Source organism: Arthrobacter sp. HY1533, from assembly GCF_027568515.1.
Classification (GTDB): domain Bacteria; phylum Actinomycetota; class Actinomycetes; order Actinomycetales; family Micrococcaceae; genus Specibacter.
Genome location: NZ_JANKZF010000039.1, coordinates 1 through 24,463, shown reverse-complemented (window position 1 = coordinate 24,463; position 24,463 = coordinate 1). Strand labels below are relative to the sequence as shown.

Below are 24,463 nucleotides of genomic sequence, written 5' to 3'. Positions count from 1 at the left end.
CATCCTCAGTCCTACGGTGAAACTGCTTACAGGCTGACGACAGTCCCGTTGAGTCGCGCCTCTTCAGCCGCGAACACCACACGGTGGCTGGCCATGCTCGCGTTGATGCTCGAGGACATGGCCTCGGGCGACGCCTCGCGCAGTGCCGCGATGAAGGCCCTCATGAGCCCCCTGTCGCCGCCGCCATGTCCCGCCGCGGCGTCGAAGCCGAGCTCGTCGGTGTCGTACACGGTCGTCTTCAGGGTGCGGAAGTCGTAAACGCTGATCATCCGGCCATCGCCGGTGATCTGACCCGCCGTGCCGAACAGCCGTGTCTTGCGGTTGGACCCCTCGGCGAACGCGGTGAGCGTGAAGCTCGCAAGGCGACCCTCACTGAACTCCATCTGCACGGACTGGTGGTCGACCACGTCGTTGTCGCACAGGTACACGCACCGACCCCAGGGACCAGTCTCGAGGGCCTTGTCGATCGCCTCGGGGGTGACCTCGCCCGCCATGACGCGCGCGTTGTACTCCTCAGCCGAACCGGGGTTGTTCAGACCGCTGCGGTAGAACCGCACCGCGTCGAAGGCGCACGACGACGCCACGGGGCACGTGAAGCACCGGTCGGATGCTCCTTCGGGCTGCGATTCCTTGCGGAAGTATCCCAGCGAGCCGAACGACGACACGCGCTCCACCGGTCGCCCCATGATGTGCAGCAGCCAGTCGATGTCGTGGCACGACTTGGCCAGCAGCAGGCTGTGCGCAGTCTTGGAGCGCGCCCAGTTGCCACGCACGAAGGAGTGCGCGAAGTGGTGGTGCCCGACCGGCTCGAGGTGCTCGATCTGCATGATGTCGCCGATCGCACCGTCTGCCAGCAGCTGCTGCAGCTTCTGCGTGTAGGTCGTGTACCGCAGCACGTGGCACACCGTGACGCTGACGCCATTGGCGTTCGCCGCGGCCTCGATGTCGTCGCAGTCCTCGGGACTGGTCGCGATCGGCTTCTCGAGCAGGATGTCGTAGCCGGCCTCGGCGAACGTCACGCTCGCGTCGCGGTGCAGATGATCGGGCAGCGAGACGATCACGGCATCCGCCAGTTGCGGCTGCGCGGCCAGATCCTGCCAGTCGTCGAAAACCTGCGCGTCGGGGAAGAGCTCAGCGAAGCGGCGCAGCGCCGTGGGGCTATTCTCTGCGACGGCGACGACCTCGACACCCGGCAGCAGGGCTGCCTCTGAGGCATAGGCGTGCCCGCGCATCCCTGCGCCGACGACCGCCAACCGGATGTTCCGCGATTCGCCCTCCGAATTATCCCTTTGATGCACCACTGACAAGACCCTTCACGAAGTATTTCTGCAAGAAGATGAACAGGATCACGATCGGGATGGTGGCGAGCACCATGTACGCGAACACTGCTCCGTAGTTCGACACGTACTCACTGATCTGGCGGTACATGCCCACCGTGATCGTCGTTCCGTTGCCGGGGCCGAGGATGATCAGCGGGGTGATGAAGTCGTTCCAGATGCCGACGGCCAGGAAGATGATGACGCTCGCGCCGGCCGGACGCAGCAGCGGGAACACGATCGCCCAGAACGTGCGAATGGGGCCCGCACCGTCGATGGCCGCAGCCTCTTCGATCTCCTTGGGGATCGAGCGCATGAACCCGCTGAACACCAGCACGCCGAACGGCAGGTTGCCGGCGATGTAGACGATGATCAGACCGAAGATCGATCCGATCATCCCGAACGTGTCCAGCACGCGCAGCAGCGGCAGCAGAGTGGTCGCCGCCGGAATCATCAGGCCGAGCGGGATGGTGATCCACAGCAGCTTGGCGAACCAGCTCGTCGAGCGCACCATGTAGTGCGCCATCATCGCGGCGACCATGGTGGCGACCAGGGTGCCGATCACGGTGATCTGCACGCTGTTGATCAGGCCGGTCCAGAACAGCCCATCCGAACGTGTGAACACGTCGGTGAAGTTCTGCAGCGTGAGCGGCAGCACCGGGACGCCCGGGGACTTGTAGATGTCCTCCTGCGTCTTGAACGCATTGAGCACCACGAGGTAGATCGGGTAGATGAAGACCGCTGTGACGAGCAGGGCGATGATCGCGCGGCTTGGGCTGCCGGCCGTGACATCCTGTCCGCGCCAGCGGCGCTTCTTCTTCCTGTTCGAGAGGGACTGCGCCTCTTCTTCCACAAGCTCTTCCGTGGCCACTGACGTGTCTTCGATGCTCACAGGTCCACCTCCCGCTTCTTCATGATTTTCATCGAGGCCATCGAGAGGAGGGCGATGATGAAGAACATCACTGCGGCCTTTGCCGCGCTGTACCCCACTGCACCGGAGCTCAGGCCGGTCTGGATGACGTCGAACGCCAATGTTGAGGTGGTGCCGACGCCGGGACCACCGTTGGTCATGACCTTCACCTGGTCGTAGATCTTGAAGCCGCCGATCATGGTCAGAACGGTCATGATCGTGACCGAGGGTGCCAGCAGGGGCCAGGTCACGTTCCGGAATCGGCGCACGGGGCCGGCGCCGTCGATGGATGCCGCTTCCAGCAGCTCCTTCGGAATGCTCTGCAGGCCCGCGAGGTAGAGCACCACGCACATGCCCACCGACTGCCAGGCGACGATGGTGGCGACGCTGTACAGCGCGAGGTTGGGATCGGACAGCCATCCCGGAGGGTTGTCCGTGAAGGGCCGCAGCGCCGCGTTGATCAGACCATCGTCCTTCATCAGCTGCTGCCAGACGACGGCGACGACGACGGATGAGAGGATGACCGGCACGAAGAAGACGGCCCGCATGGCGTTGAACGCCCAGCCGCTGCGGTCGAGCAGGATCGCAATGCCCAGTCCGAGTGCATTGGGCACGATGACGGCGATGATCGTGAGGACCAGTGTGTTGCCGAGTACCTGCAGATACGCCGGGTCGGAGAACAGCTTGGCGTAGTTCTCGAACCAAACGAACGAGGTCTTGGGGCGGTATGCGTCTTCGTTGGTCAGGCTCGACCAGAAGGCGAGGACCAGTGGCCACAGCACGAAGACGAAGTACAGGATCGCGCCCGGCAGCGCGAACAACAGGAAGTGGAGGGGGCTGTGTAGGGATTTTCTGCGCTTGCGCAGGGACGCTCTGCCCTGCGGCAGCGGTTTACTGCTCTTGATCTGGGTGGTGCTCATGAGGGCTACTTCGCTTCTCGTTTTGTCGTGAACCTGTAAGAAGGGGACGGATCCGATGTGCGGTCGGTGTCCGCCCCCTTCCCTGTGGTACTGCGCCTTACTTCTGCGCGGCTGCGTACTGCTCGTCGAGGTACTTCGCGAAGTCCTCAGGCGACGTCTTGCCCGTCATCAGGTCGACGTTTGCGGCGACCATCTTGTCGTTGAAGCCCGGAGGCAGTGCTCCGTCACCCGTGGTGTTGCCCCACGCGGGAACGGTGGCGTCTTCGGCGACCGCGGCGTCGTAAGCGGCCACCATCTCCTTGTAGAGCGTGCCGACGTTCTCGGGGATCTGGTAACCCTTGACCGTGCTGATTGCGCCGTCGGTGATCACACCGGCGTCCATGTTCTCCTTGTCGGTGGCGAAGGCCAGCGACCACTTCTTGGCGAGCTCGACGTTCTTCGACTTCGCGTTCACGTTCATGCCTGCACCCGAGACCACCGGGAATGCCGGCTTGCCGGCGTCGCTCGGCCAGCCGAAGGCGCCGATGTTCGTCAGCTTCTTGGCGTCCGCAGCGGCGGTGAACCAGGAGCCCATCGGGTACATCGCGGCCTTGCCGTCGAAGAACGACTGCTCCATGTCGGCGTAGGTACGGGTCATGCCGTCCTTGTCGCCGAAGCCCGCCTTCGTGATTGCCGCGACCTTCGCAGCGGCGGCGACGAACTCGGGATCGGTGAACTTGACCTCACCCTTCTCGCGCTTGAGGAACCAGTCCTTGTCGGCGGTGAGCATGTCTGCTGCCACGACGGCGTTCAGCGTGAACGTGGTTGCCCAGGTGTCCTCGCCGCCGCCACCGATCTCGAACGGTGCGATGCCGGCTGCCTTGAGCTTGGTCGCGTCGTCGAGCAGCTCGGAGTAGGTCGCCGGCGGGCCGTCGATTCCGGCCTTCGCGAAGAGGTCCTTGTTGTAGTACACCAGCGGGATGGCCTGTGCGCCGGCGGGGATGCCGTAGAACTTGCCGTTGATGGTGCCGGAGGTGAAGTCCGTGATGCCGGCAGCTTCCATCTCCGCGCGGGTGTACTCGGCGAGCTCACCCTTCTGCGCGAGGCCGTTGGCGATGCCTGCGGCGAAGATGTCGGGAGCCTGGCCCGAGGCGAACAGCTGCTGGGCGTACGCCGGGGTGTTCTCGCCGACGACCTTCTTGATTGTGACGCCGGGAACCACCTTTGAGGCGCGGGCGATGGCCGCGTCCCAGTACTCGGGGGTCAGGTTGGGCGACTCGGAGACGAGGAATGTCAGCGTGGCGTTGCCTTCCTTGTCAGGAGTGGTCGTGCCCGAACCGCCGGCGGTGCAGCCGGTAAGCCCGATGGCCGCAGCGGCAACCATGCCAATGGCCAAGTACCGCGTGATACGTCGTTGTTTACGCACAGGTAGCTCTTTTCTAGGGTGCGAGTGATTTTTGAGTGCTGAGTGCGGGTTACTAAAATATATTTCGTATTATCCCGGTTCGGGTAGTTTTGCAGGGGACGCAAATGCTGTCAAGTCCGAATTTTCCCGGTAGACTCGGGGAAACCATTATGCTATGGGCTATTGAGAAATGAGATTTGGTATGTCGATCAAGGATGTCCGACGGGCAAACCGGCACGCGGGTGACGCCTCTGCGCTGCGGATGATGAACATCGCCGCGGTGCTGCACCTGCTCTACTCCGCCCAGCAGACGCCGGCCACCTCGTCCGAGACCACCGGCGATCACCGCTTCACGGTCACCGAGATCGCTCGGGCCACCGGCGTCTCGCGCCCCACGGCAGAGGATGCGGTCGATGCGCTGATCGCCGAGGGATGGCTCGCCGAGGGTGCTCCGACCGTGAAGCACGGGCGCCGTCAGGCAGGTCGCCCGGCACGGAGGATCTGGTTCGATTCCCAGGCCGGATGCGTGGTCGGCGTCGACTTCGCACCGCACTGGGTGCGCGCGCTGATCGCCGACCTGGCCGGAACCATCATAGGCCAGGCCTACTACCCCGTGACCGAGAAAGCACCGGCAACCGATCGGGTCGCCGCCGCACGTACCGCGATCGGCGAGGCGCTGCGCCTGGCCGGCCGCGAGCATTCGCAGATCCTCGCCGCGGCTGCGGCAACCGTGGGCATCGCGCGCGCAGACGGGCAGATCGTGCGCTCGATTCTGTCGCATCTGGTCGGGCAGAACCTCGCCGAGATGCTCGGCGAGTTCCTGCCGGTACCGGTCCAGGTCGTCAACGACATGCGTGCCGCCGTGCTTGCCGAGTACTGGGTCGGCGCAGCTGCCGGCAGTAGCAGTGCTGTCTATCTGCATGCCGGCCTCCGACTCGGCACCGCTTACCTCATCGACGGCGTCTCGCCGCTCGGGTTCAACGGTGCGGCGGGCGAGATCCCACCGGATTCCGGCAACCGACTGATCGATGCCCACCGCGAACTGGTCAGCTTCACCGGGGTCAACATCGATTCGCTCACCCCCGAAGAGATTCGCGGTATCGACCCGCAGACGGTCTTCGAAGATGCGGCGCGCGGCGTCGAGGGTGCTCGTCAGGCGGTGATCGCCTTCGCCGAGGCGCTCGCCGCGGCCATCGAGGGCCTGGTGATCACCGTCGACCCCGAGGTCGTGGTCGTCGGCGGCGGTGCCGTCGTGGCCGGTGCCGTCGTGTCGGAAGCCGTACAGTCCAGGCTCGCGGGCGTCTGCCTCTTCGAACCACGCGTCGCCCTCTCCCCCCTGGGCGAGAGCGCCGCCGCGATCGGAGCCGTGCGTCTGGCGCTCGACAAGGTCGAGCACATGCTGTTCGCGAACCCGTCTGCTCGGCGGCAGGACACCAAACTCGTCAAAGACATCACCCCCGCACAGAACATCGAGGAGGAAGTCGGATGACCGCGTCCGCTGACTACATCACGGCCATCAGCGCAGGGTCCGGCGCACGCCGCCCCGCCCGTTCCTGGTTGCACTCCAAGGCACCCGCCCTCTCGCTGAACGGCGAGTGGCGCTTCCGGCTGCTGCCCGGCGCTCCCGGCTCGATCGGTGCGCCAACCGTGCTGCCCGAGGGCGAGGATGCCGAGGCGATCGCCGACCCGCGCTTCGACGACTCCGGCTGGGACACCATCGAGCTGCCCTGCCACTGGGTGCTCGCAGGTGACGGCGCCTTCGGCGGGCCCGAGTACACCAACAGCCAGCTGAGCATCCCGATCGACCCTCCCTTCGTGCCGGATGAGAACCCGACCGGTGACCACCGCCGCAACTTTGACCTGCCGGCCGAGTGGCTCGACGCCACGCGGTTCGATGCCGTCGTGCTGCGCTTCGACGGTGTCGAGTCGATCTACCGGGTCTGGGTCAACGGGCAAGAGATCGGCGTGGGCGTCGGCTCGCGCCTCGCGCAGGAGTTCGACGTCACCGCTGCCCTGCATGCGGGTGAGAACAGCATTGCCGTGCGCGTGCACAAGTGGTCGGCGCAGACGTTCGTCGAGGACCAGGACCAGTGGTATCTGCCGGGCATCTTCCGCGATGTCACCCTGCAGGCGCGTCCGGTCGGCGGCATCGAGGATGTCTGGCTGCGGACGGCCTTCGACGCCGAGACCGGCGAGGGCGACATCCTTCCCGAGGTGCGCGCCGACGCATCCGCGTATCCGATCCGCCTGCAGGTGCCCGAACTCGGCATCGACCTGAGCTGGGTCACCGCCGACGAAGTGCAGCGTGTGCAGCTCGGGACCGTCGAGCCCTGGTCCGCCGAGGTTCCGCGGCTGTACGACGCCACGGTCTCGAGCGCGAGCGAAGAGATCGCGCTGCGCCTGGGGTTCCGCACTGTGCAGATCATCGACGGCGAAATCCGGGTGAACGGCACTCAGGTGATCCTCAATGGTGTCAACCGGCACGAGAACCACCCCGACCTCGGGCGGGTGTTCAACGAGGATTGGGTGCGCGCAGAACTGCACCTGATGAAGCAGCACAACATCAACGCCATCCGCACCGCGCACTACCCGCCGCACCCGCGCGCGCTCGACCTGTTCGACGAACTCGGCTTCTGGGTCGTGCTCGAGAACGACTACGAGTCGCACGCCTTCGGCAAGTCCGAGCCCGTGCAGTGGGCGGGCAACCCAAGTGGCGACCCCGCCTGGCGCGATGCGGTCGTCGACCGCGTACGGCGCACGGTCGAACGCGACAAGAACCACGCCAGCGTGATCATGTGGTCGCTGGGCAACGAATCGCACACCGGTAAGAACCTCGCGGATGCCGCGAACTGGATCCACGCCCGCGACCCCGAACGCCCCGTGCACTACGAGGGCGACTACCAGGGCCGCTACACCGACGTCTATTCGCGCATGTACACGGCGGTCGCCGACGTGCAGAGCATCTGCAGCGATCAGGGCGAGACGCCGTGGGCGACCGACTTCGCCGAGGCCGCCCGCATCCGCACCCGCCCGTTCCTGATGTGCGAGTATCTGCACGCCATGGGCAACGGCCCCGGCGGGATCTCCCGCTATGAAGAGCTCGTGCGTGCGCGCAACGCCGACGGCACCCGCACCTACCCCCGGCTGCATGGCGGCTTCGTGTGGGAGTGGCGCGACCACGGCATCCGCAGCACGGCACCCGACGGGCAGGAGTACTTCGCCTACGGCGGCGACTTCGGCGAGCTCGTGCACGACAGCAACTTCGTGCTCGACGGCCTGGTGTTCTCGGAAGGCACGCCCAGCCAGGGCCTGCGCGAGTATGCGGCCGTTGTCTCCCCCGTCGAGTTCGGCACGGGTTTGTCGCAGGATGGCGAGTTCACCGTCGACGTGCGCGGTCACGCGGGCGTCGCGATCGCACCGGTGCGCTTCGTCGCCCGCGTCGAGATCGACGGCGTTCCTGCCGGCGAGATCCCGGTGAAGCCCGCAGACGACGTGCCTCTCGCCCCCGGCGAAGTCCGGATGCTGCGGATGCCGCTGCCCGAGGTGTCCGCCGACGGCGAGACCTGGCTGACCATCGAGGCGCAGTTCGCCGCCGACCTGCCCTGGGCGGATGCCGGGCACGTAGTCGGCACGCAGCAGTTCGACCTCACGCCCCGCCGCATCCACGACCTGGCGCGCGCCAGCACTCCGGGCGCACCTGCGGTGACCGAGCAGGCGGCGGGCACGATGACCTTGGGCCCGGCATCCTTCGTCGGCGGTCGTCTGACCTCGCTGGCCGGCCTTGCGACCGGACCTGTGCGCCTCGAGCTGTTCCGCGCGCCGACCGACAACGACCGCGGTGCGGGCGCCGTCGACTCGACGAAGTACGACCCCACCAGGGCCGTCGACTACGCCACCGCGACCGTCGACCCGCCGCACGCGAATGCCTGGGCTCGCGACTACCTGCACCTGCTGCGGGGCCGTGTCGAATCAGTGCAGGCTTTCGAGAACGGCATCCAGACCAGAACCCGGTGGTCGCCGCCGAACTCGCGGCATGCGGTCACCCTCACCGAGACATGGCAGCTGCATCGCGGTGACCTGTGGGTGCGGTTCGACTTCGCGCCGACGGCGGACTGGCCCTACATCTGGCCGCGGTTGGGTGTGCGTATCGACCTGCCCACCGCGGTCGACGGCGCCGACTGGTTCGGGGCCGGCCCCGGTGAGTCCTACCCCGACACCGACCACGCCGCACGCGTGGGGCGGTTCTCGGCCAGCATCGATGAGCTCAGCGAGCCGTACGCGCGTCCGCAGGAGACCGGGCACCGCTCGGCGCTGCGCGAGCTGACGCTGACGGTCGGTGGGCAGCCGCGCGTGCGGCTCGACACGCCCGCTGACCTGCAGGGGCGCCGGCCGGGCTTCACGCTGATCCGGCACACCGCGCAGGAGCTGGCGCAGGCGCAGCATCCGTACGAGCTGCCGACGCCGACCGCGTCGTACCTGTACCTCGATGCCGCGCAGAACGGCATCGGGTCACGATCTTGCGGGCCGGATGTCTGGCCCACCGACATGCTGAGCAGCGAAGCGCGCACCGTTGTGGCGCGCGTGAGCTCGCTGCCGTACGAGTCATAGGAGAATCATGCTGGTTGACAGGTGGCGACCCGCCGGGTCTGAAGCCGCAAGCGAGCAGGCGCAGGCCGAGTTTTCGAAGATCCACGTGGTCTTCAAGACGCACCTCGACCTGGGCTTCACCGATCTCGAGCGCAACGTGCTGCGCCGGTACCGCGAGGAGTTCATCCCCGGGGCGATCCGGTTGGCACGCGACATGGCCGACAAGCACGGTCGGCCGGAGTTCGTGTGGACGACTGGGTCGTGGCTGATTGCGCATGCGTTGCGCGAAGGCACGGACGCCGAGCGCGCGGACCTGGATGCCGCGATCCGCGACGGCCTGGTGGCGTGGCACGGGTACCCCGTAACCACGCAGACCGAGCTGCTCTCGCGCAGCATGCTCGATCACGCGATGACGTACTCGCGGCGGTTGGATGCCGAGTACGGGCGCACGACCACGGCGGCGAAGATGACGGATGTCCCCGGGCACACCATCGGGCTGGTCCCCGCACTCGCGGCGGCAGGCGTGAACTATCTGCACATCGGCGTGAATCCGGCATCCGCTGTTCCCGACGTCCCCGAGCACGCTGTCTGGCGCGCGCCGGACGGCAGCGAAGTCGTGCTGTCGTACGACCCCGAGTACGGATCCGACCCTGAGGCCGCCACGGTGCGGCCCGTTCCCGGGTCGACCGAGGGGCTCTTCTTCTCGTTCACGAACGACAACCAGGGCCCGCCGGTTGAGGCGAACGTCGTGCGGCTGCTGGAGCGGCTGCGCGAGAAGTATCCGAGTGCTGAAGTCGTGGCATCCGATCTGAACGGCTTCGGCCAGGCCGCGTGGGAAGCCCGCGCGTCTCTGCCGGTGGTCACGCAGGAGATCGGCGACTCGTGGATCTACGGCATGGCCGCAGACCCGATCGCCACCAGCGCGCTCAAGCGCTACGAGCGGCTGCGGCAGGACTGGCTGGCCGACGGCAGCCTCGCCCTCGACGGCCCCGCGGAGCGGGCGTTCTCGGAGCAGCTGATGCTGGTGGCCGAGCACACCTGCGGCTACGACCACAAGCACTACATGCCCGACTACGTCTCGTACGACAAGGATGTGTTCCGCGGGCAGCGCGAGCGCGATGTGATCGACATTGCGCAGACGATCCCCCCGACGCTGGAGTACACCAAGTGGTCGACGCCGACGTCCGAGGAGCCGTACCGGTACTCGAGTGCGATTGCCTCGTACGAGGAGAAGCGCGCGAACGCGCTGGGCGCCGTCGACGGGCTGCCGGCAGCGCTGCGTGAGCAGGCGCGGCATGCCCTGGACCCCTCAGTTCCGGCGGTTCCGGCTGACGCCGTGGCATCCGATGGCCGCGTCGCGACCGAGCGGCTGCAGGTCGCGCTCGGAACCGACGGATCGCTGTCGGGCCTTGCGGTCGACGGGGTCGAGGTGCTCGTCGACGACGGCGAACGGGCATTGGGCGCGTACGAGTACTGGACCTACGGCGCCGCCGACGTGCAGCGCTGGGTGGACGACTACGTGCGCGAGCCCTACCGCAACGGCACTTGGGCGTTCCCCGACCTCGGCAAGCCCGGGCTCGACCTGGTGCGTCCGCTGCCTCAGACACAGCGCCATCTGCCGACCGTGATCGACACCGTCGCATGGGAGCAGGGTGGCTCTCTGCACGTGCGCAGCCGCCTGCGCCTGCCGGACGACGCGTGCGAGAACGCGGGTGGCCCGCGCTCGCTCGTGATCGAGCACGCGATCACGGCGGATGCCGGGCACGCCGCCACCGTGCGCACCACGCTGTGGATGGGCGAGAAGGATGCCGTCTACGCACCGGAGTCGTCATGGCTACGCTTCGACCCCGCCACCCGCACACCGAACAGGTGGCGGCTGCAGAAGAGCGGCGTGCTGGTCGACCCGATGGATGTCGTGCACGACGGCGGCCGCACCTGGCACGCTGTCGAGGCGGCCCGCTACTCGGATGCCACGACCGAGATCGAGATCGAGCCGCTGGATGCCCCAGTGCTGAGCATCGGCCGACCGCGCATGTTCGAATTCGACCACGACCCGGGTGATGCGGGCAGCGGGTTCGCTTTCACGCTGCACAACAATGCGTGGAATACGAACTTCCGGCCGTGGTTCGACGACGACGCAAGGTTCGAGGTGGTCACGACGCTGCGGCGGTCGTGACGGATGGAGCGGCGGTGTTGTACCGGTGATTCGCACGGGCATCGAGATTGCGCCCGCCTAACCTGAAGTTACGCAGGCTAAGACAGGAAGATCCCCGGGTTTCCGGGGATCTTCCTGTCTTTGTTTTGGGGTGTCTGGCTACTTTCTGCTGGTTTTGGTGTGGTCTCGGATGAGGTTCAGGGCCTGGTGCTGGGTCCGGTCATCTGGACGGCCATCGGCATCGCCGTCGGCAATTCGCTGAAGCGGGCGGGCGTCGCGCCGCAGTAGCCTGACTGTCGAGCCCGGTCAGTGCAGGTCGCTGGTCGATTGCAGCACGAGGTGGGCGCGGCGGTGGCCCGACACGAGGCGCTCCTGCTGCGTGGCACCTGACAGCATCCCTGCCACATATCCTGCGGCGAACGCGTCGCCGGCGTCAGGCAGGTAGGCGCGCACGTCCTCCGCCGTCGTGCAGCCCCACGGCGTCTCGGCCTCGTCGCGGTCGTGCGGCGGCTGCTCTACACGGCTCAGGCAGCGTCGGCGACAAGTGGCGACAGCGATGGATGCTTCACGGTCTCGGAGATCGCCCGCACGGTGGGTGCGTCGGGGGCCATTAAGCAGATGGGGCATGTAATAGTTCGACGTCAAGCTGCTACCCTTTCGGCGACCTCGTAAAACAACTCGTCGCATACTGCTTGGCAGGTGAGGCCCGAAGCTCAGTCGCTAGCAGAGTCCCCTCCCCCGGATTCCTCGGTTAGCGCAACTCTTTTGAATAATCGGGTTGAACTTCTCACAAACCCCGTAAGACTGCTGCTGCTTCGGCCCTTGACACTGCGTTGCCCGGCAGACAAACTGGGTCATAGATTTGATTAAGAAACATTTTTTCGATAATCGCTTCTGCGCACATCGGCTTCCCCCAGAAGTCGGTGGGCACTCAATGTTGAGCGTCTACAGCCAAGGAAGGTTCCCCATGCGCACACCCGCGCAAGTGTCTCCCCAACCGCCCGAACATCGACGACGTCTGCGATCTGTCGCGGGGGTGAGCGCCCTGGCAGTCACTGCGGCGCTCTGCCTCGTGAGCACGCCGGCCGCGGTCGCGGCAGACGGCGCGCAGTCATCCGCTGCGCCGGTGCAGGCGACGTTCTACGTCTCCCCGCAGGGCAAGGACAGCAACTCCGGCCTGACGCGGGGATCCGCGTTCAAGACCCTCGAGAAGGGGCGCACCGCCGCGCGCGCGCTCGCCGGCGACATGTCCGGCGACATCGTCGTCAATTTGACCAAAGGCGAGTACTACACGCCCGAAACCGTCGAATTCGACCAGGCCGACTCCGGTACCAACGGATTCTCGGTGGTCTACCGCTCGAGCGACGGCCCGGGGGCCGCGAAGCTCATCGGCGGCACCAAGGTCAAGTCGGAGTGGCAGCTGGTCTCCCCGACGACGCCGGGCGCAGGCGACGCGGACCTTCCCACGAGCGCCGTCGGCAAGGTCTACGAGACCAAGATCGGCGCAGGCCTCGACTTCAACACCCTCTACGTCAACGACGAGCGGGCGACGATGGCACGCACTCCTTCGCACCGGGTCGAACCGCGCTTCACCTCGGCGCAGAATGACTACATGGTCTCGACAGGTGGCAACCTGACGAGCCTGAACTACCCGGCATCCGGGCTCGACGAGGCCCAGGTCACCGCGCTGGTGAACGCGCAGAACCGTGGCGACCTGAACGCGCAGATCTTCGGGTGGGATGGTGCGGGTTGGGACTGGATGACCTCGACCATTCCGATCGGGTCGATCGACGCGGCATCGCGCAAGCTGTCGTTCGTGCAGATCCCCGGCCAGCCCGGTAAGAACCGCCCGCACTTCTCGTACGGCGGCGGCGCCCGGTTCCTCGTGCAGGGCAACATCGGTCTGCTGGATGAGCCCGGCGAGTACTACTACAACAAGTCCAGCGGATACCTCTACTACTACCCGCAGGCGGATGCAGGGTCCATCGCGAAGCACGAGGTCGTTGTTCCGACGACCGAGAAGATCGTCGACGTCACCGGCGCATCACGCACCGAGCAGGTCTCGCACATCACGTTCGACGGGCTCGCGTTCAAGGACACGAACTTCCCGGAGTACTACAGCTACGCCTGGAACGCGCATGACGCGCGAGGCCCGATGGGCTTCCCCGACTACGCGATGGAGCCGGGCATCACGCTGCCCTCGTATGCCGAGACCAGCGAGCGCCCGGAGTTCCAGGTCGGTTCGATCACGCTGAAGAACACCAACAACATCACGATCACGAACGCCCATGTCAAGAACAGCGGGCTGTTCGGCATCGAGTTGTACGAGGCCAACGACCACACCATGATCAGCAACAGCCTGATCGAGAACACCGGTCACGGCGGCGTCAACATCGAAGGCGGATTCCCCGGGGTCGGCGGTGACGCAGAGGGCAACGGTTACAGCAACAACAACACGGTGACCAACACAATCATCCACGACATCGGTCAGCTCGTCGGGCAGACCGCAGGCGTCTCGATCAACAACGCCAGCTACAACACCGTCTCGCACTCCGAGATCTACAACAGCCCGCGCCGTGCATTGCTGCTCATGGGCGGGTACGGCCGCACGTCGGGCCCCGGGCCGACCGGTGACGGTGACTACAACCGCATGACGGATCTGTACGCGCACCACAACACGTTCAGCCACCTGTACATCCACGACGCCGAGAACGACGGCGCCGACGACGGTGCGATCTTCACCTTCGACCTGTTCCGGGCCAAGCAGCACAAGCCCAACACCTTCGACCAGATCGTCATCGACAAGATCGGCTCCACACCGACGATGGACGGCATCCCGCCGAACAGCATGAACCTGGACGTCGGCGCGGCCGGCGTAGTGGTCAAGAACTTCCAGGGCATCAACCCGCAGCAGTACAACGCCGAGGTCAACACGATCGTGCAGTACGGCGACCAGATCACGTTCGAGAACACGAACATCAACTACGGCCGGATCGTCAACCAGCTTGCCGACTTCGACCCGTCGAAGATGGACTACGCCAACATCGGTGCGAACGACGCCAACCCGTACTTCACGTCGGCGCCGGGCGTCGAGGCTGCGAAGAAGGTCTACTTCGAGGACACGTTCGAGGGTGCTGCTCTTGACGCGTCGAAGTGGCGCTGGGAGGGCATCAAGCCGGCGATCTCGCACGAGTTCACCTCTGAGGGCGTGACAGTCAAGAACAAGGGCGGCGTCGACATCGGCAAGGGCGCTCTCGTCATCGATGGCGACAAGGCGGCGGGATCGAAGCCCGTGCTGTTCCGCGACTTCGGCACCGCGCTGAAGAAGCAGACCGTCACGGTCGACATCTTCGACCGGCAGAGCTCGGGCATGGTTCCGTACGACTCGGGTGCTCCGATCTCGGCCAATGTGAAATCACTGGTGCGCGTCGACAACGGCGGGGACGACGCGATCGGCCTCGGCATCGACACGAGCGTGAGCCGCATGGACTACGTGTTCCAGAACGGCAGCGAGAAGATCGTCACCGAGATTCCGCGCACGTACGGCTGGCACACGCTGACCTTCGACTACTCCGATGGCCGCACCGCGGTGCTGTCGATCGACGGCGTCGAAGTCGGCACCGTGCAGGCTCCGAGCTTCCAGCGCGTGCAGCTGGGATCGGCCGACGAGTTCGGCGATGGAATCTACGACCAGGTGCGGATCGTCAGCGCCACCAAGCCGGGCGCTGCGGAAACGCTGCCCGTGCCGCTCTCGCTGGACGCCCCGCTGTCCGCAGCCGACGCCGCCAAGACGTCGGGCGTCACCACCGGAACCACTCCGGATGGCGCCGCCTACGCAGGTCCGCTCGCTGAGGGTGCGTACCTCGAGTACGTGGTCGACGTTGCCAAGACCGGCGCATACAGCATCGACTACCGCGTGGCGGTGGATGCCGGTGCGACCGGCGGTGTCGAGCTTCTGGTCGACGGCAAGTCCGCCAGCCAGACCGCACTCGATTCCACCGGCGGCCTGCAGGACTGGGCCACCGCCAGCGATGTGGTGACGCTCACCAGCGGCATCCACACCCTGCGCCTGCAGTCGACGGCCGGCGGCTGGAACTTCCAGTCCGCGAAGCTGGCCTACGTGGCGCAGAGCATCCCCGGCACCATCCAGGCGGTGAGCTACGACTCGAAGACGGGCGGCATCCAGCCCGTCGAGGGTGAAGGCGGCTCTGCCATCGGATACATCAGTGTGAACGACACGATGAGCTACAAGGTCGTCGTCGGCGCCACCGGCGTCTACGACCTTTCGTACCGGGCCGCTGTCAACAAGTTCACCAACAACGCCCTGGAAATGCAGGTCGATGGTGTGCCGGTCGCGAAGACCGTGCTGCCACTGACCGGCGGCTGGACCAACTGGGGCACGGCGACGGATACCGTGTCGCTGACCGAAGGCATGCACACCATCACGCTGCGCATCGCCGACAACAACAACTTCAACGTGCAGTCGTTCACGTTGTCGTTGCAGAAGTGATCATAGACGCCGCCAGGCAGCTCTGACGCAAGGGGGTGCTGATCCACACGGATCAGCACCCCCTTCGCGTGTCCACGAGCGTTCCGCGGGCATTCTCCATGTTGGCCACCTCGCGCCTGGTCAGGTCATCGTTGCCACGGATGACCGCGCACGGGCGGTCGGATCTGTACCGCCTACAGCGGCGCGACCTGCATCGACCAGGTCACGTTCACGGACTCTCCCGCGTTCAGCCAATGCGCCAGGCCATCCCGCTCCGCGCCCGCGACGCCCTCCGTACCGTGCACGGAGGATGGAATCAGGGCGCCGATGCCGCGGCCGTTCTCCCATTCGGCAGTGAGCCAGACCCACACGTGGTCGAGGATCGGGGATTCGAACTCCAAAGAGAATCGGGTGCCGCTGGCAGGGCTCTCGACGGTGACCGATGAAGGCGAAGACGACAGTTCAACGCAGTCGAGCCGTTGGGGGAACGCCTCGTCATCGCCGAGTGTCGCCACGAGCCGATCACCGACGAAGAGCCTTGTCCCCGGAGCCAGAGTTGAAGGCCCGAAGTAGGGATGAATCCCGTAGCCACAGGGCAACGCCTCGGCGCCGTCATCCGTTCGGGACAGCACATCGGTCACTTCGAGAACGCTGGGGTCAGCGCCAAACCGCATGGTCCGCTCGATGGCAAACGGCGCTCCGACGCTCGCACCCCGCAGGTGAAGCTCGGGTGAATCGCCCTCGACGATCTCGTAGTCCCAGGGGACCCTGCGAGCGTCTCCGTGGAACACATAATTGTGCTCGCCCCGCTGCGACGCGTCGCCGGCGTTCGGATACATCGTGAGAAGCCCGGCGAAGGCATACTCCGACGGATCTTCGCGCCGCTGCCGACGATCTGCTTCGAAGCGCGAGATCTCGCCACTGTCGCGATAGAAAACATCCAGATCGAGCGCGCGTGAGTAGAACCGGTTGATGTCGCCGCCACGCCACGGAAGAACGACGACCTGCAGAGCATCCGACTCCAGGACGACCTCGGTCAGTCCGCCAATACCCTGCCGAACACGGATTTCACCAGTCACGATTGAGCTCTCCTCCGAGGATCTTTCAACGAGCAAACATCAATTCTCGCAGGCTCGCGAGAGACGCAAAATACACGGGCCAGCGCGTCAGACCCGCACGAACTCCACGATCGAGCTCGGATAGTCCCGCTGCGAGAAGTGCGAGGTTTCGGGGCGAACGATCCAGCGACCGGCGCGGCTCGTAGCAGAATACCACGACCCGGCCATCGAGCCCGTACGGCACCGGCGGCGTGGAACTCGGCAAGGGCACAGGCACCGGACTCCTGGGACTCCGCGAACGGATGCGAAGCATCGGCGGCGACCTCAAGGTCATCAGCCCGCGGGGCATTGGCACCACGGTGGAGATAACCGCCCCCGCCGAGCCGAAGTGGTACGCGAATGCACAGACGCGCACTCCCTTGTTTCCACGGTTGATGCCATGGCCCGCAAAGCGCAGCTGCCGGATCTGGTGATCACCGATGTACGCATGCCTCCGGGAAACACCGACGATGGTTTGCGTGCAGCCATCGACCTGCAGGCGGTGGCGTCGTCGTCGACCCAGACGTGGTTCGACACGTCACCAAACCGGACTCCCCCACCGGGCCGCTGAGCCGTCTGACTGCCCGGGAGGCCCAAGTCCTCACCATGATGGCCGAAGGGGAATCAATCAAGGACATCGCCGATGCGCTGTACCTTTCCAACGCCGCGGTCAGCAAACACGTGGCCAACGTGTTTCTGAAGCTCGGCATGCCGCCCGGCGAGGACAACCGCCGGGTCAAGGCAATTCTCATCTGGCTCGAACACCAGTGATGGACACTGACGGACCATCGCGGTGTGCGCGAGGCGCACTGCTTGTATACCGCGCCTTGGGTTATTGTGTTGAAACCGAGCAGCTCCACCAGCACCCTTCCACCTCCAGGAAAGAGCCATGAACAACATTCAAACCACAGCCGCAAACCACAAGGGACGCGGCCTGGGCATCACGGCGCTGATCCTGGCCATCCTGTTGAACATTGTTGGACTGATCCTGGGCATCATCGCCCTTGCCATCTCCCGCAGGGCAGGTGCCAAGAATGGCTGGGCCGTGGCTGCCATCGTCGTCGGGGCTGTGCTCTTTGTGGTCCTGGGCGTTGCAACCTTGATTGGTCTCACCGTGATCAATAGCCAGTGCGGGGAGCTGGGGCCAGGCGTCCACCAGTGGAATGGCCTGACCCTGACCTGTTCCTGACACACAGCACGTCGCTTCAGACACCTGGAATTCAAGAGCCGTGTCTGGGATTACCGCGGTTCGCCATACCTGACGAGGTGGTTTGAGTAGCCGCCGTCGACCACCATTGAACTGCCGGTGATGTAGCGTGCCGCGCGGCTTGCCAGGAAGACGGCAACGTCCGCCACCTCCTCCGGCACTCCGACACGGCCCATGGGGATCCACTGCTCGAACTTCTCCGCCCCCACGGCCTCGATCAGCTCACGGTTCATCTCCGTCTTGATGGCTCCGGGGGCGATGGTGTTCACCCGTATCCCCTCAGGACCAAGTTCGACGGCGGCGGTGCGGGTCAGTGACGCCAGCCCGGCCTTGGCGGAGGCATACGCTCCATTGCCGCTGACGGGGACGGTCTCGTGGATGGAGGTGATGTTGATGATCGATGGATCGGTGCCTCGGCGCAGCAGGGGCAGGCACAAACTCATCAAAGCGGCCGGCGCCACCAGGTTCACCTCCAGCACTCGTGCGTAGTCGTCGGCGGCAAGGTCTGCCACTGTCGAATGCTCCTCGAAGCCTGCATTGTTGACAAGAATATCCAGGCCGCCTCGGGCAGCGAGTTCCGCAACGATGCGTGCAGGGCTGCCACGTTCGGCCAGGTCCCCGAGCACCGATTCACCGCCAACATCCATGGCCACTCGTTCAACTTTTTCCCGGTCGCGCCCGTGAATGATGCACATGGCTCCGGCCGCTGCGAATGCCCGCGCGATTGCTTCGCCGATGCCGTTGCTGCTGCCCGTGATGAGGGCACGTTTGCCTGCCAACGGCAGGGATTCATGGTTCATGGTTGTCTAAACTTTCGTAGTAAATGCACAGGGAAGTCCCGAGGGTGGTTCCAGGACTGGACGACGCCGGGGCCGTCACCGCCGCATTCGACGATGACGGCCCCGGCCGTGGCACGTGGTGTCACCAGGAGGGCATGACCGGATTCCAGCCGGGCCGGAAGCGGTCGGCCCCGTTGCCGGAGTCCCCCGCAACGTAGAGATTGGCGAATTGTCCGCTGTCGTGCAGTTCGCGGTACTGGCCCACCTTCTCCTCGTCCAGTTCCACACCCCATCCCGGCCCGGGCGGGGGCGCCAGGCGCCCGTCGCCTGCCGGGAGCAGGCGCGGTCCGGCAATGACGTCGTCGGTCAGGTGGTGGTGGTGGGCGTCCACGGCAAGGGTTAGCTGGGGAATGGTCACCCCTGTGTGTGCCATGACCGCCATTCCGATCCCCAGCTCAATGCCGGAGTGCATGCCCATGCCAATGCCCTGGACCTTGCAGATGTCGGCCAGGGTCTTGGTCTGCAGCGGGCCGCCCCAGTACCAGGGGTCCGAGAGGATCACATCAACGCTGCCCAGCGCCATGGCGCCGGGGATGTCCTCAAAGTTGACCACGCACATGTTGGTGGACAGCGGGATGGAGGTCTTGGAGCGCACCTCGGCCATCCCTGCTTGGCCGGCCACTGGGTCTTCGAGGTATTCCAGGCCGATCTCCGCCAACGGGCCCAGCAGACCCATTGCTGTCGCAGGGGCCCATGCGGCGTTGGGGTCAATGCGCAACTTGACGCCGGGAAGCAAGTCCCGGATGGCCCGGAGCGTTTCAATCTCGACGGCGGGCTCAAACACACCGGCCTTGAGCTTCACCGTTCCGAAGCCGTAGCGCTGCACCAGGTCCGCGGCGTGCCTGGCCATGTCGTCGGGGGTCGTGACGGCAGCGTGTGTTGCCGACTCGTAGCGGTAGAAGCAGTAGGCTGCCAGGTCGATGTGGTCGCGCACAGCACCGCCCAGCACCTGGTGGGCGGGGACGTCCAATGCCTTGCCAACAATGTCCACGCACGCCATCTCCAGGGCAGCCGCGACCAGGGGATTCTTGCTCCAGTAGAAGCGTTCGGTGATCCGCATGCGGATGACACCGGTTTCCAGGGCGCTCAGGCCGAGGATGACGGCGCCGGAACGCTCCACTTCCTCGGCGCTGGCAGCGGTCTCGGCGAGGCCTACGAGCCCGTCGGAGGTGTGGACCTTGACGATGGTGCGGGTGAAGGCCTCGTGCACTCCGTAGGAGTGCCGGATGGGGGCCTCGATGGGCAGGGTGACCTCGAACGCTTCGACGCGTTCAATTACCAATTTTTTCACGTTTCCACTTTCGATTTATCGGTTGCCGGGGGCGCCGAGGCTGATGGTCTGGATGCGCCAGGCCGGCAAGGTGAGGGTGATTTCGCCGTCGACCGTGTCGATGCTGGACTGGACCTTGCCGTCAAGGTCCACCAGCTCGGCGGAAGCTCCGACGGCGGCGCCCCTCAACCGCACTGTGCGCTCACGCCCTGACTGGTTCACCAGCCGTGCGGAGATGTTGTTCCCCTCGGCGAACAGCGCCGAAAGCCGCACATCGTCTCCTGTGTTGTTCAGCAGTTCCAGAGCGGACTGCCCGCCGCCCACAACCACCCGGGGCGAACGCCAGGACATGTCCGCCAGTTCGGGCATGTCGGCGCCCTGCCAGTCGGCCGGCGTCGGAATAAAGGAGAAGTTCCACACGGTCCGGCCGGGGTTTGTCCATGCCATGCGGGGATCCCCGCAGGAAGGAGCGGTGCGCAGCAGCACCGCTTCCAGGGCGTCCCCGTCGTGGCGGAACGCGGGGTGTGTGGTGATGATGCCCAGGCCCGAATCGGCAGTCTCCGAACGAAGGTGCGCCCAGTGCTGAATCTCGCGATAGGCGTCGATGTTCTCCTGCGAGATTTCATCAGGCATCCGGGACTGCTGTTCCACTGGAACATCGAGCCACCCGGAAGCGTGGAAGGGTGTCCCATGCGTGACGGCGGCCCGTCCGACGGCGGCCATCGGCATGCGGATCTGCCACTTCTCAAAACCTGGCCAGTCAACCTGGGTGTCGATGTCCACGCGCGGGCTTGCGCCCCAGACACGGACAGTGGTTGTCCACACGACCTCCAGGAGGCTCCAGCGAATCCGCACGCGGGCCAGCACCGGCCCGCCATCTTGGAGTTCAACGCTTTCAACACTCGCGTCAACACGGCCGTCTTCGTCAGTTTTCAGTGTGACGTCATTGCCGAGTTCCGGCACGGCATAGGCGGCCCCAACCGGAACCGGCCACTGGGCGCCAGTGGCCTTTTCGGTAATGGTGACAGTGCCGGTGGCGCGGTCAACGCTGACCTGAAGGTGCTCTGTTTGAATGCCAATGGCTTGCTCGGCATCGTCGCAGCTTATTGCGCCGAGAACCTCAGAGACCTGCAATGGGCTGGTGCTGACTCCGTGCGCCGGCACCAGGTTCAGTGCCGCCGTCGGGCTTCCCTCATGCTCTGCAAGGGGCTGCCAGGTGCCCGCCGGGAGGTTTTCCAGCCACGGCTGAAGGGCCGCGGTGGTGTCCGCATCCAGCAGGAGCTCGGTTGCCGAACGGCCGAGCCTGGTGCGCAGAATACCGGGCTGCTGGGCGTCACCGCCGCCCAATGCGTGGTCAACGACTTCCAGGGCATAGCCCTTCATGCGGTCGTGCCGGACCTTCTTCTGGAAGATGGACAGCGGACCGTCCTGCCCGCCGCCGTTGTGGTCCTGGGTGAAGACGTGCATCCGCCACAGCCACTCCCATTCCTTGCCCTCGGGCGGGGTGTCGTCGCTGGCAAAGTAGGCGTCCTCGGCGAACAGTCCGCGCCAGTTGCCCGAAGAATCAGGCAGGGCAGCCCGTCCGGCGGCAATGCCGATGGCACTGGCTGTCTCGGCATCCAGAAGCAGGGCCTCGAGTGCGCGGACCCGGTGGAAGAAGCGCATCTCCTCATCGGGGGCCACACCCCAGACACTGGGAATGGAACCGGACACTTCGGCAAGTTCGGTGTCAGTGTTCAGGTAGGGCGCGAGCACCGTTGCCGGAATGGCATAGCCAATGGTGAGGTCCGGGTCCTCGGAGCGGTACTTCGCCACGTAGTCACGGAGGTCCTGGCCATAGCGTTCGGTGAAATCGCTGGACTTGGTAAGGTCGCCGGCCGATCCTGACACGGCAATCGTGCCATGCGGGTACCGGCCCGCGACGTCGTCGTAGGACAGCTGGGTTTCGGGCGGGAACCAGACACCATCGGCCTCGTGGTGAAGGCCGGTGTCAAGTAGTGGAATGAAGACATAGTGCTCGGGCCACGTCAGCATGGTCATCGCAGTCCCATCCGGGGCCCGGTGGCGCCACACCCGGCCCTCCTGGAACAGCTTCCGGCTGGTGACGTAGTAGTCAATGCCGGCCTGGGCGTAGATTTGCCCGGTCTGGGCGTTCAGCCCCGGCAAGTCAGGATGCGCGGCAAGCTTGATGTCGATCCCGAGCCTGTCCCTGCCCCACGCCCGACCAATCTGGATGTTGCGGATGATCGACTCGCCCAGCACCAGGTTCTCCCAGCGATCGATGTAAGCGGCGCCTATCTCCAGCCGGCCTTCCTCGATGAGCTTGCGGATGGGGCCTTCGTACTCGGGGTTCTGGGCGAGGAAGTACTCGGCAAAGATGGTGGTGTCGATGACAAACGTTTCATCACCGGATTCGATGGCGCGGTCCAGGTAGTCGCGGATGACCTCTTCACCGCGTTCGAGGCAATTGCGGTAGTCGCCCAGCCAGAACAAGTCGAGGTGGGAGGTGGGGATGATGACGACGTTGCGCTCAGTTGTCACGGAGCAATTCCTTTCGATGGGTGCGGGTCAGCCTTTGACCGCGCCAGCCAAGCCATTGGTGAAGTATTTTTGCAGGAAGAAGAAGAGGATGAGGGGCGGAAGCGCGGCAAGCGTCGCGGCAGCCAACAGCAGCCCCTGGTCGGTGCTGTGTTCTCCGATGAGCCCCGCCAGTGAGACCGGAACGGTCTTGTTTTCCCCGCTCAAGAGCACGAGCGCAAAGAGAAGTTCACTCCAGCAACCGATGACGCACCAGATGGCCACGGCGGCAATCCCGGGTGAGGCCATCGGCATGACAATTCGAACCAGGGTTCGCACTGTTCCGCTGCCGTCCACGTTGGCGGCTTCCAGGACCTCCCGGGGTATGGCGGAAAAGTGGCCTGAAATGATCCAGACCGCCACGGGCAGTTGGAAGGCAACGTAGATCAGGACAATGCCCGGGAGCGTGTTCACCAAGCCGAGCTTGGTCCACAGGATGAAGATCGGGACCAGGGTTGCCGCCTGCGGAAGAAGCTGGGTCACCAAGCTCAGGGAGAGCAGCGACTTGGTCCAGCGGAACCGCAAGTGCGTGACAGCGTAGGCTGCCGCGCTTCCAAAGATCACCACAAAGAATGTGGTGAAAATGGCGATGGTGATCGACTGGATTGTCGCAGGCACCAGGGAACCCTCTTCAAAGACCTTGGTGAATTGTTCAAGGCTCAGGGATTCCGGCCACAAAGTGGCAGGGATGCGGCTCAGTTCCGCGGACGTCTTGAACGAGGAGGCCACCATCCAATAGACAGGCAACAGGGTCCCGATCAGCACCAGGCCAAGGACAACAGCTCCCAGCCAGGGGAACCGGCGGATGCGTACGATGGCTGACATTACGATGCCTCATGCTTTCTCGTGGCCCGCAGGTAGAAGCCGATGGCAATGCCTGTCAGTGCGATGGACAGCACCGAGTAGGCCGCCGCCTGGTCAAATCTGTTGAACTTCAGCGCCGACTCCCAAATGGCGAAGGGCAGCGTCGTGGTGGACGAACCAGGCCCGCCATTCGTGAGCAGGTACGCCAGGTCGAAGTAGTTGAAGGTCCAGATGAAGGCCAGCAGCGTGGTGGTGCCCAGCACCGGGCGAATGGCTGGCAGCACAATGTGCCACACAATCCGTCAATAAGGAGCCCCATCAACTTTTGCTGCCTCGATTGCTTCCTTGGGCACTGTCTTGATGCCGGCGGACAACATCAGCATCCAGTAAGGCACTGATTTCCACGTATTGACGACGATGAGGCTCATCATGGCCAAAAATGGCGTGGACAGCCACTGCACAGGATCCGGGCCAACCATTCCCAACAGGAGGTTGGCAAGGCCGGAAAGCGGATTCAGGATGGCCAGCCAGATGGCGGCAACAGCCACACCCGGCATGACCCACGGCGTCAGCAAGAGCGGGCGAATGATCCTTGAAGCCTTGGGAAACGCTTCGAGGGCCAGTGCCGTGCCCAGGCCAACGATGAATTGGAGCACCAATGAACCAAGGGTGAAAGCCAGCGTGCGCCCCAGTGTTGCCAGCAGCGCACCGTTCTGAAGGACCTTGATGTAGTTCTCGAACCAGACAAATTCTCCGTCGCGTTCGCTCAACTGGTCGACGTGAAGGCTGATCCAAACGTTGTAGATGAGCGGGAAGAGCAGAACCAGCACAAGGGCAATGAAGGCAGGCAGCGCGAACGGCCAGGCCTTGGGCCGCTTGATGCCGCTCCCCCGCCGTGGCGGACTCAT

17 protein-coding genes and 1 pseudogene are annotated in these 24,463 nt (G+C 65.0%); 7 read left to right on the top strand and 11 right to left on the bottom strand.

From position 1 onward, the window contains the following. Positions 1 to 26: 26 nt before the first annotated feature. The 4 genes from PCK14_RS18200 to PCK14_RS18185 all read right to left on the bottom strand — a co-directional run bounded on the left by PCK14_RS18200 (position 27) and on the right by PCK14_RS18185 (position 4,551). The gene (locus tag PCK14_RS18200; RefSeq protein WP_269939934.1) at positions 27 to 1,301 is read right to left on the bottom strand and encodes a Gfo/Idh/MocA family protein; all 1,275 of its coding nucleotides are present in this window, start codon (positions 1,299 to 1,301) and stop codon (positions 27 to 29) included. Then, positions 1,282 to 2,208, bottom strand: a complete 927-nt coding sequence (locus PCK14_RS18195; RefSeq protein ID WP_269939933.1) for a carbohydrate ABC transporter permease — start codon at positions 2,206 to 2,208, stop codon at positions 1,282 to 1,284. The genes PCK14_RS18200 and PCK14_RS18195 overlap by 20 nt, the downstream gene beginning before the upstream one ends. Further along, positions 2,205 to 3,146 carry a carbohydrate ABC transporter permease gene (locus tag PCK14_RS18190; RefSeq protein ID WP_269939932.1) on the bottom strand — a complete coding sequence of 314 codons (942 nt, stop codon included), beginning with the start codon at positions 3,144 to 3,146 and terminating at the stop codon, positions 2,205 to 2,207. The genes PCK14_RS18195 and PCK14_RS18190 overlap by 4 nt, the downstream gene beginning before the upstream one ends. 97 nt (positions 3,147 to 3,243) lie before the next feature. Then, on the bottom strand, positions 3,244 to 4,551 hold the full coding sequence (locus PCK14_RS18185) for an ABC transporter substrate-binding protein (RefSeq protein ID WP_269939931.1): 1,308 nt from the start codon (positions 4,549 to 4,551) through the stop codon (positions 3,244 to 3,246). 181 nt (positions 4,552 to 4,732) lie between these two features. Between PCK14_RS18185 and PCK14_RS18180 the strand changes: the two genes are divergently transcribed. From PCK14_RS18180 to PCK14_RS18170, 3 genes are read left to right on the top strand one after another with little or no spacing between them, the layout of a single operon-like run. After that, positions 4,733 to 6,019 carry an ROK family protein gene (locus PCK14_RS18180; protein WP_269939930.1) on the top strand — a complete coding sequence of 429 codons (1,287 nt, stop codon included), beginning with the start codon at positions 4,733 to 4,735 and terminating at the stop codon, positions 6,017 to 6,019. Then, positions 6,016 to 9,138 carry a glycoside hydrolase family 2 TIM barrel-domain containing protein gene (locus PCK14_RS18175; protein WP_269939929.1) on the top strand — a complete coding sequence of 1,041 codons (3,123 nt, stop codon included), beginning with the start codon at positions 6,016 to 6,018 and terminating at the stop codon, positions 9,136 to 9,138. The genes PCK14_RS18180 and PCK14_RS18175 overlap by 4 nt, the downstream gene beginning before the upstream one ends. A gap of 7 nt (positions 9,139 to 9,145) precedes the next feature. Next, positions 9,146 to 11,293, top strand: coding sequence for a DUF5054 domain-containing protein (locus PCK14_RS18170; protein WP_269939928.1), 2,148 nt, complete (start codon positions 9,146 to 9,148; stop codon positions 11,291 to 11,293). 285 nt (positions 11,294 to 11,578) lie between these two features. On the opposite strand, the gene PCK14_RS18165 is transcribed toward PCK14_RS18170, so the two are convergent. After that, a complete protein-coding gene (locus PCK14_RS18165) occupies positions 11,579 to 11,917 on the bottom strand; it encodes a hypothetical protein (protein ID WP_269939927.1) in 339 nt (112 codons plus the stop codon). A gap of 322 nt (positions 11,918 to 12,239) precedes the next feature. Here PCK14_RS18165 and PCK14_RS18160 point away from each other — a divergent pair, with 322 nt between their 5' ends. Continuing rightward, positions 12,240 to 15,782 carry a carbohydrate-binding protein gene (locus tag PCK14_RS18160; RefSeq protein WP_269939926.1) on the top strand — a complete coding sequence of 1,181 codons (3,543 nt, stop codon included), beginning with the start codon at positions 12,240 to 12,242 and terminating at the stop codon, positions 15,780 to 15,782. Between the two features lie 173 nt (positions 15,783 to 15,955). Here the strand turns inward: PCK14_RS18160 and PCK14_RS18155 are convergent, their stop codons facing one another. Beyond that, a complete protein-coding gene (locus PCK14_RS18155; protein ID WP_269939925.1) occupies positions 15,956 to 16,840 on the bottom strand; it encodes a hypothetical protein in 885 nt (294 codons plus the stop codon). 418 nt (positions 16,841 to 17,258) lie between these two features. On the opposite strand from PCK14_RS18155, the gene PCK14_RS18150 reads away from it, so the two are divergent. From PCK14_RS18150 to PCK14_RS18140, 3 genes are all read left to right on the top strand, one after another. Continuing rightward, on the top strand, positions 17,259 to 17,429 hold the full coding sequence (locus PCK14_RS18150) for a hypothetical protein (RefSeq protein WP_269939943.1): 171 nt from the start codon (positions 17,259 to 17,261) through the stop codon (positions 17,427 to 17,429). Next, on the top strand, positions 17,384 to 17,629 hold the full coding sequence (locus tag PCK14_RS18145; protein WP_269939924.1) for a response regulator transcription factor: 246 nt from the start codon (positions 17,384 to 17,386) through the stop codon (positions 17,627 to 17,629). Before PCK14_RS18150 ends, PCK14_RS18145 begins: the two co-directional genes overlap by 46 nt. A gap of 118 nt (positions 17,630 to 17,747) precedes the next feature. Continuing rightward, positions 17,748 to 18,047 carry a hypothetical protein gene (locus PCK14_RS18140; RefSeq protein ID WP_269939923.1) on the top strand — a complete coding sequence of 100 codons (300 nt, stop codon included), beginning with the start codon at positions 17,748 to 17,750 and terminating at the stop codon, positions 18,045 to 18,047. Between the two features lie 50 nt (positions 18,048 to 18,097). Here PCK14_RS18140 and PCK14_RS18135 read toward each other — a convergent pair whose 3' ends face one another. The 5 genes and pseudogenes from PCK14_RS18135 to PCK14_RS18115 form a co-directional block, all read right to left on the bottom strand. Continuing rightward, complete coding sequence (locus PCK14_RS18135) at positions 18,098 to 18,865, bottom strand: SDR family NAD(P)-dependent oxidoreductase (RefSeq protein ID WP_269939922.1); 768 nt, start codon at positions 18,863 to 18,865, stop codon at positions 18,098 to 18,100. Between the two features lie 121 nt (positions 18,866 to 18,986). Then, complete coding sequence (locus PCK14_RS18130) at positions 18,987 to 20,195, bottom strand: enolase C-terminal domain-like protein (protein ID WP_269939921.1); 1,209 nt, start codon at positions 20,193 to 20,195, stop codon at positions 18,987 to 18,989. 15 nt (positions 20,196 to 20,210) lie between these two features. Continuing rightward, the gene (locus PCK14_RS18125) at positions 20,211 to 22,715 is read right to left on the bottom strand and encodes a glycoside hydrolase family 38 C-terminal domain-containing protein (protein WP_269939920.1); all 2,505 of its coding nucleotides are present in this window, start codon (positions 22,713 to 22,715) and stop codon (positions 20,211 to 20,213) included. 27 nt (positions 22,716 to 22,742) lie between these two features. Further along, positions 22,743 to 23,576, bottom strand: coding sequence for a carbohydrate ABC transporter permease (locus tag PCK14_RS18120; RefSeq protein WP_269939919.1), 834 nt, complete (start codon positions 23,574 to 23,576; stop codon positions 22,743 to 22,745). Continuing rightward, positions 23,576 to 24,463: pseudogene (locus PCK14_RS18115) on the bottom strand (carbohydrate ABC transporter permease). The gene PCK14_RS18120 and the pseudogene PCK14_RS18115 overlap by 1 nt, the downstream one beginning before the upstream one ends.

Bases quoted from the DNA above. Each gene is read 5' to 3' on its own strand.
- PCK14_RS18190 (WP_269939932.1), bottom strand. From the start codon at position 3,146: ATGAGCACCACCCAGATCAAGAGCAGTAAACCGCTGCCGCAGGGCAGA.
- PCK14_RS18180 (WP_269939930.1), top strand. From the start codon at position 4,733: ATGTCGATCAAGGATGTCCGACGGGCAAACCGGCACGCGGGTGACGCC.
- PCK14_RS18175 (WP_269939929.1), top strand. From the start codon at position 6,016: ATGACCGCGTCCGCTGACTACATCACGGCCATCAGCGCAGGGTCCGGC.
- PCK14_RS18170 (WP_269939928.1), top strand. From the start codon at position 9,146: ATGCTGGTTGACAGGTGGCGACCCGCCGGGTCTGAAGCCGCAAGCGAG.
- PCK14_RS18160 (WP_269939926.1), top strand. From the start codon at position 12,240: ATGCGCACACCCGCGCAAGTGTCTCCCCAACCGCCCGAACATCGACGA.
- PCK14_RS18150 (WP_269939943.1), top strand. From the start codon at position 17,259: ATGGCCCGCAAAGCGCAGCTGCCGGATCTGGTGATCACCGATGTACGC.
- PCK14_RS18140 (WP_269939923.1), top strand. From the start codon at position 17,748: ATGAACAACATTCAAACCACAGCCGCAAACCACAAGGGACGCGGCCTG.
- PCK14_RS18135 (WP_269939922.1), bottom strand. From the start codon at position 18,865: ATGAACCATGAATCCCTGCCGTTGGCAGGCAAACGTGCCCTCATCACG.
- PCK14_RS18120 (WP_269939919.1), bottom strand. From the start codon at position 23,576: ATGTCAGCCATCGTACGCATCCGCCGGTTCCCCTGGCTGGGAGCTGTT.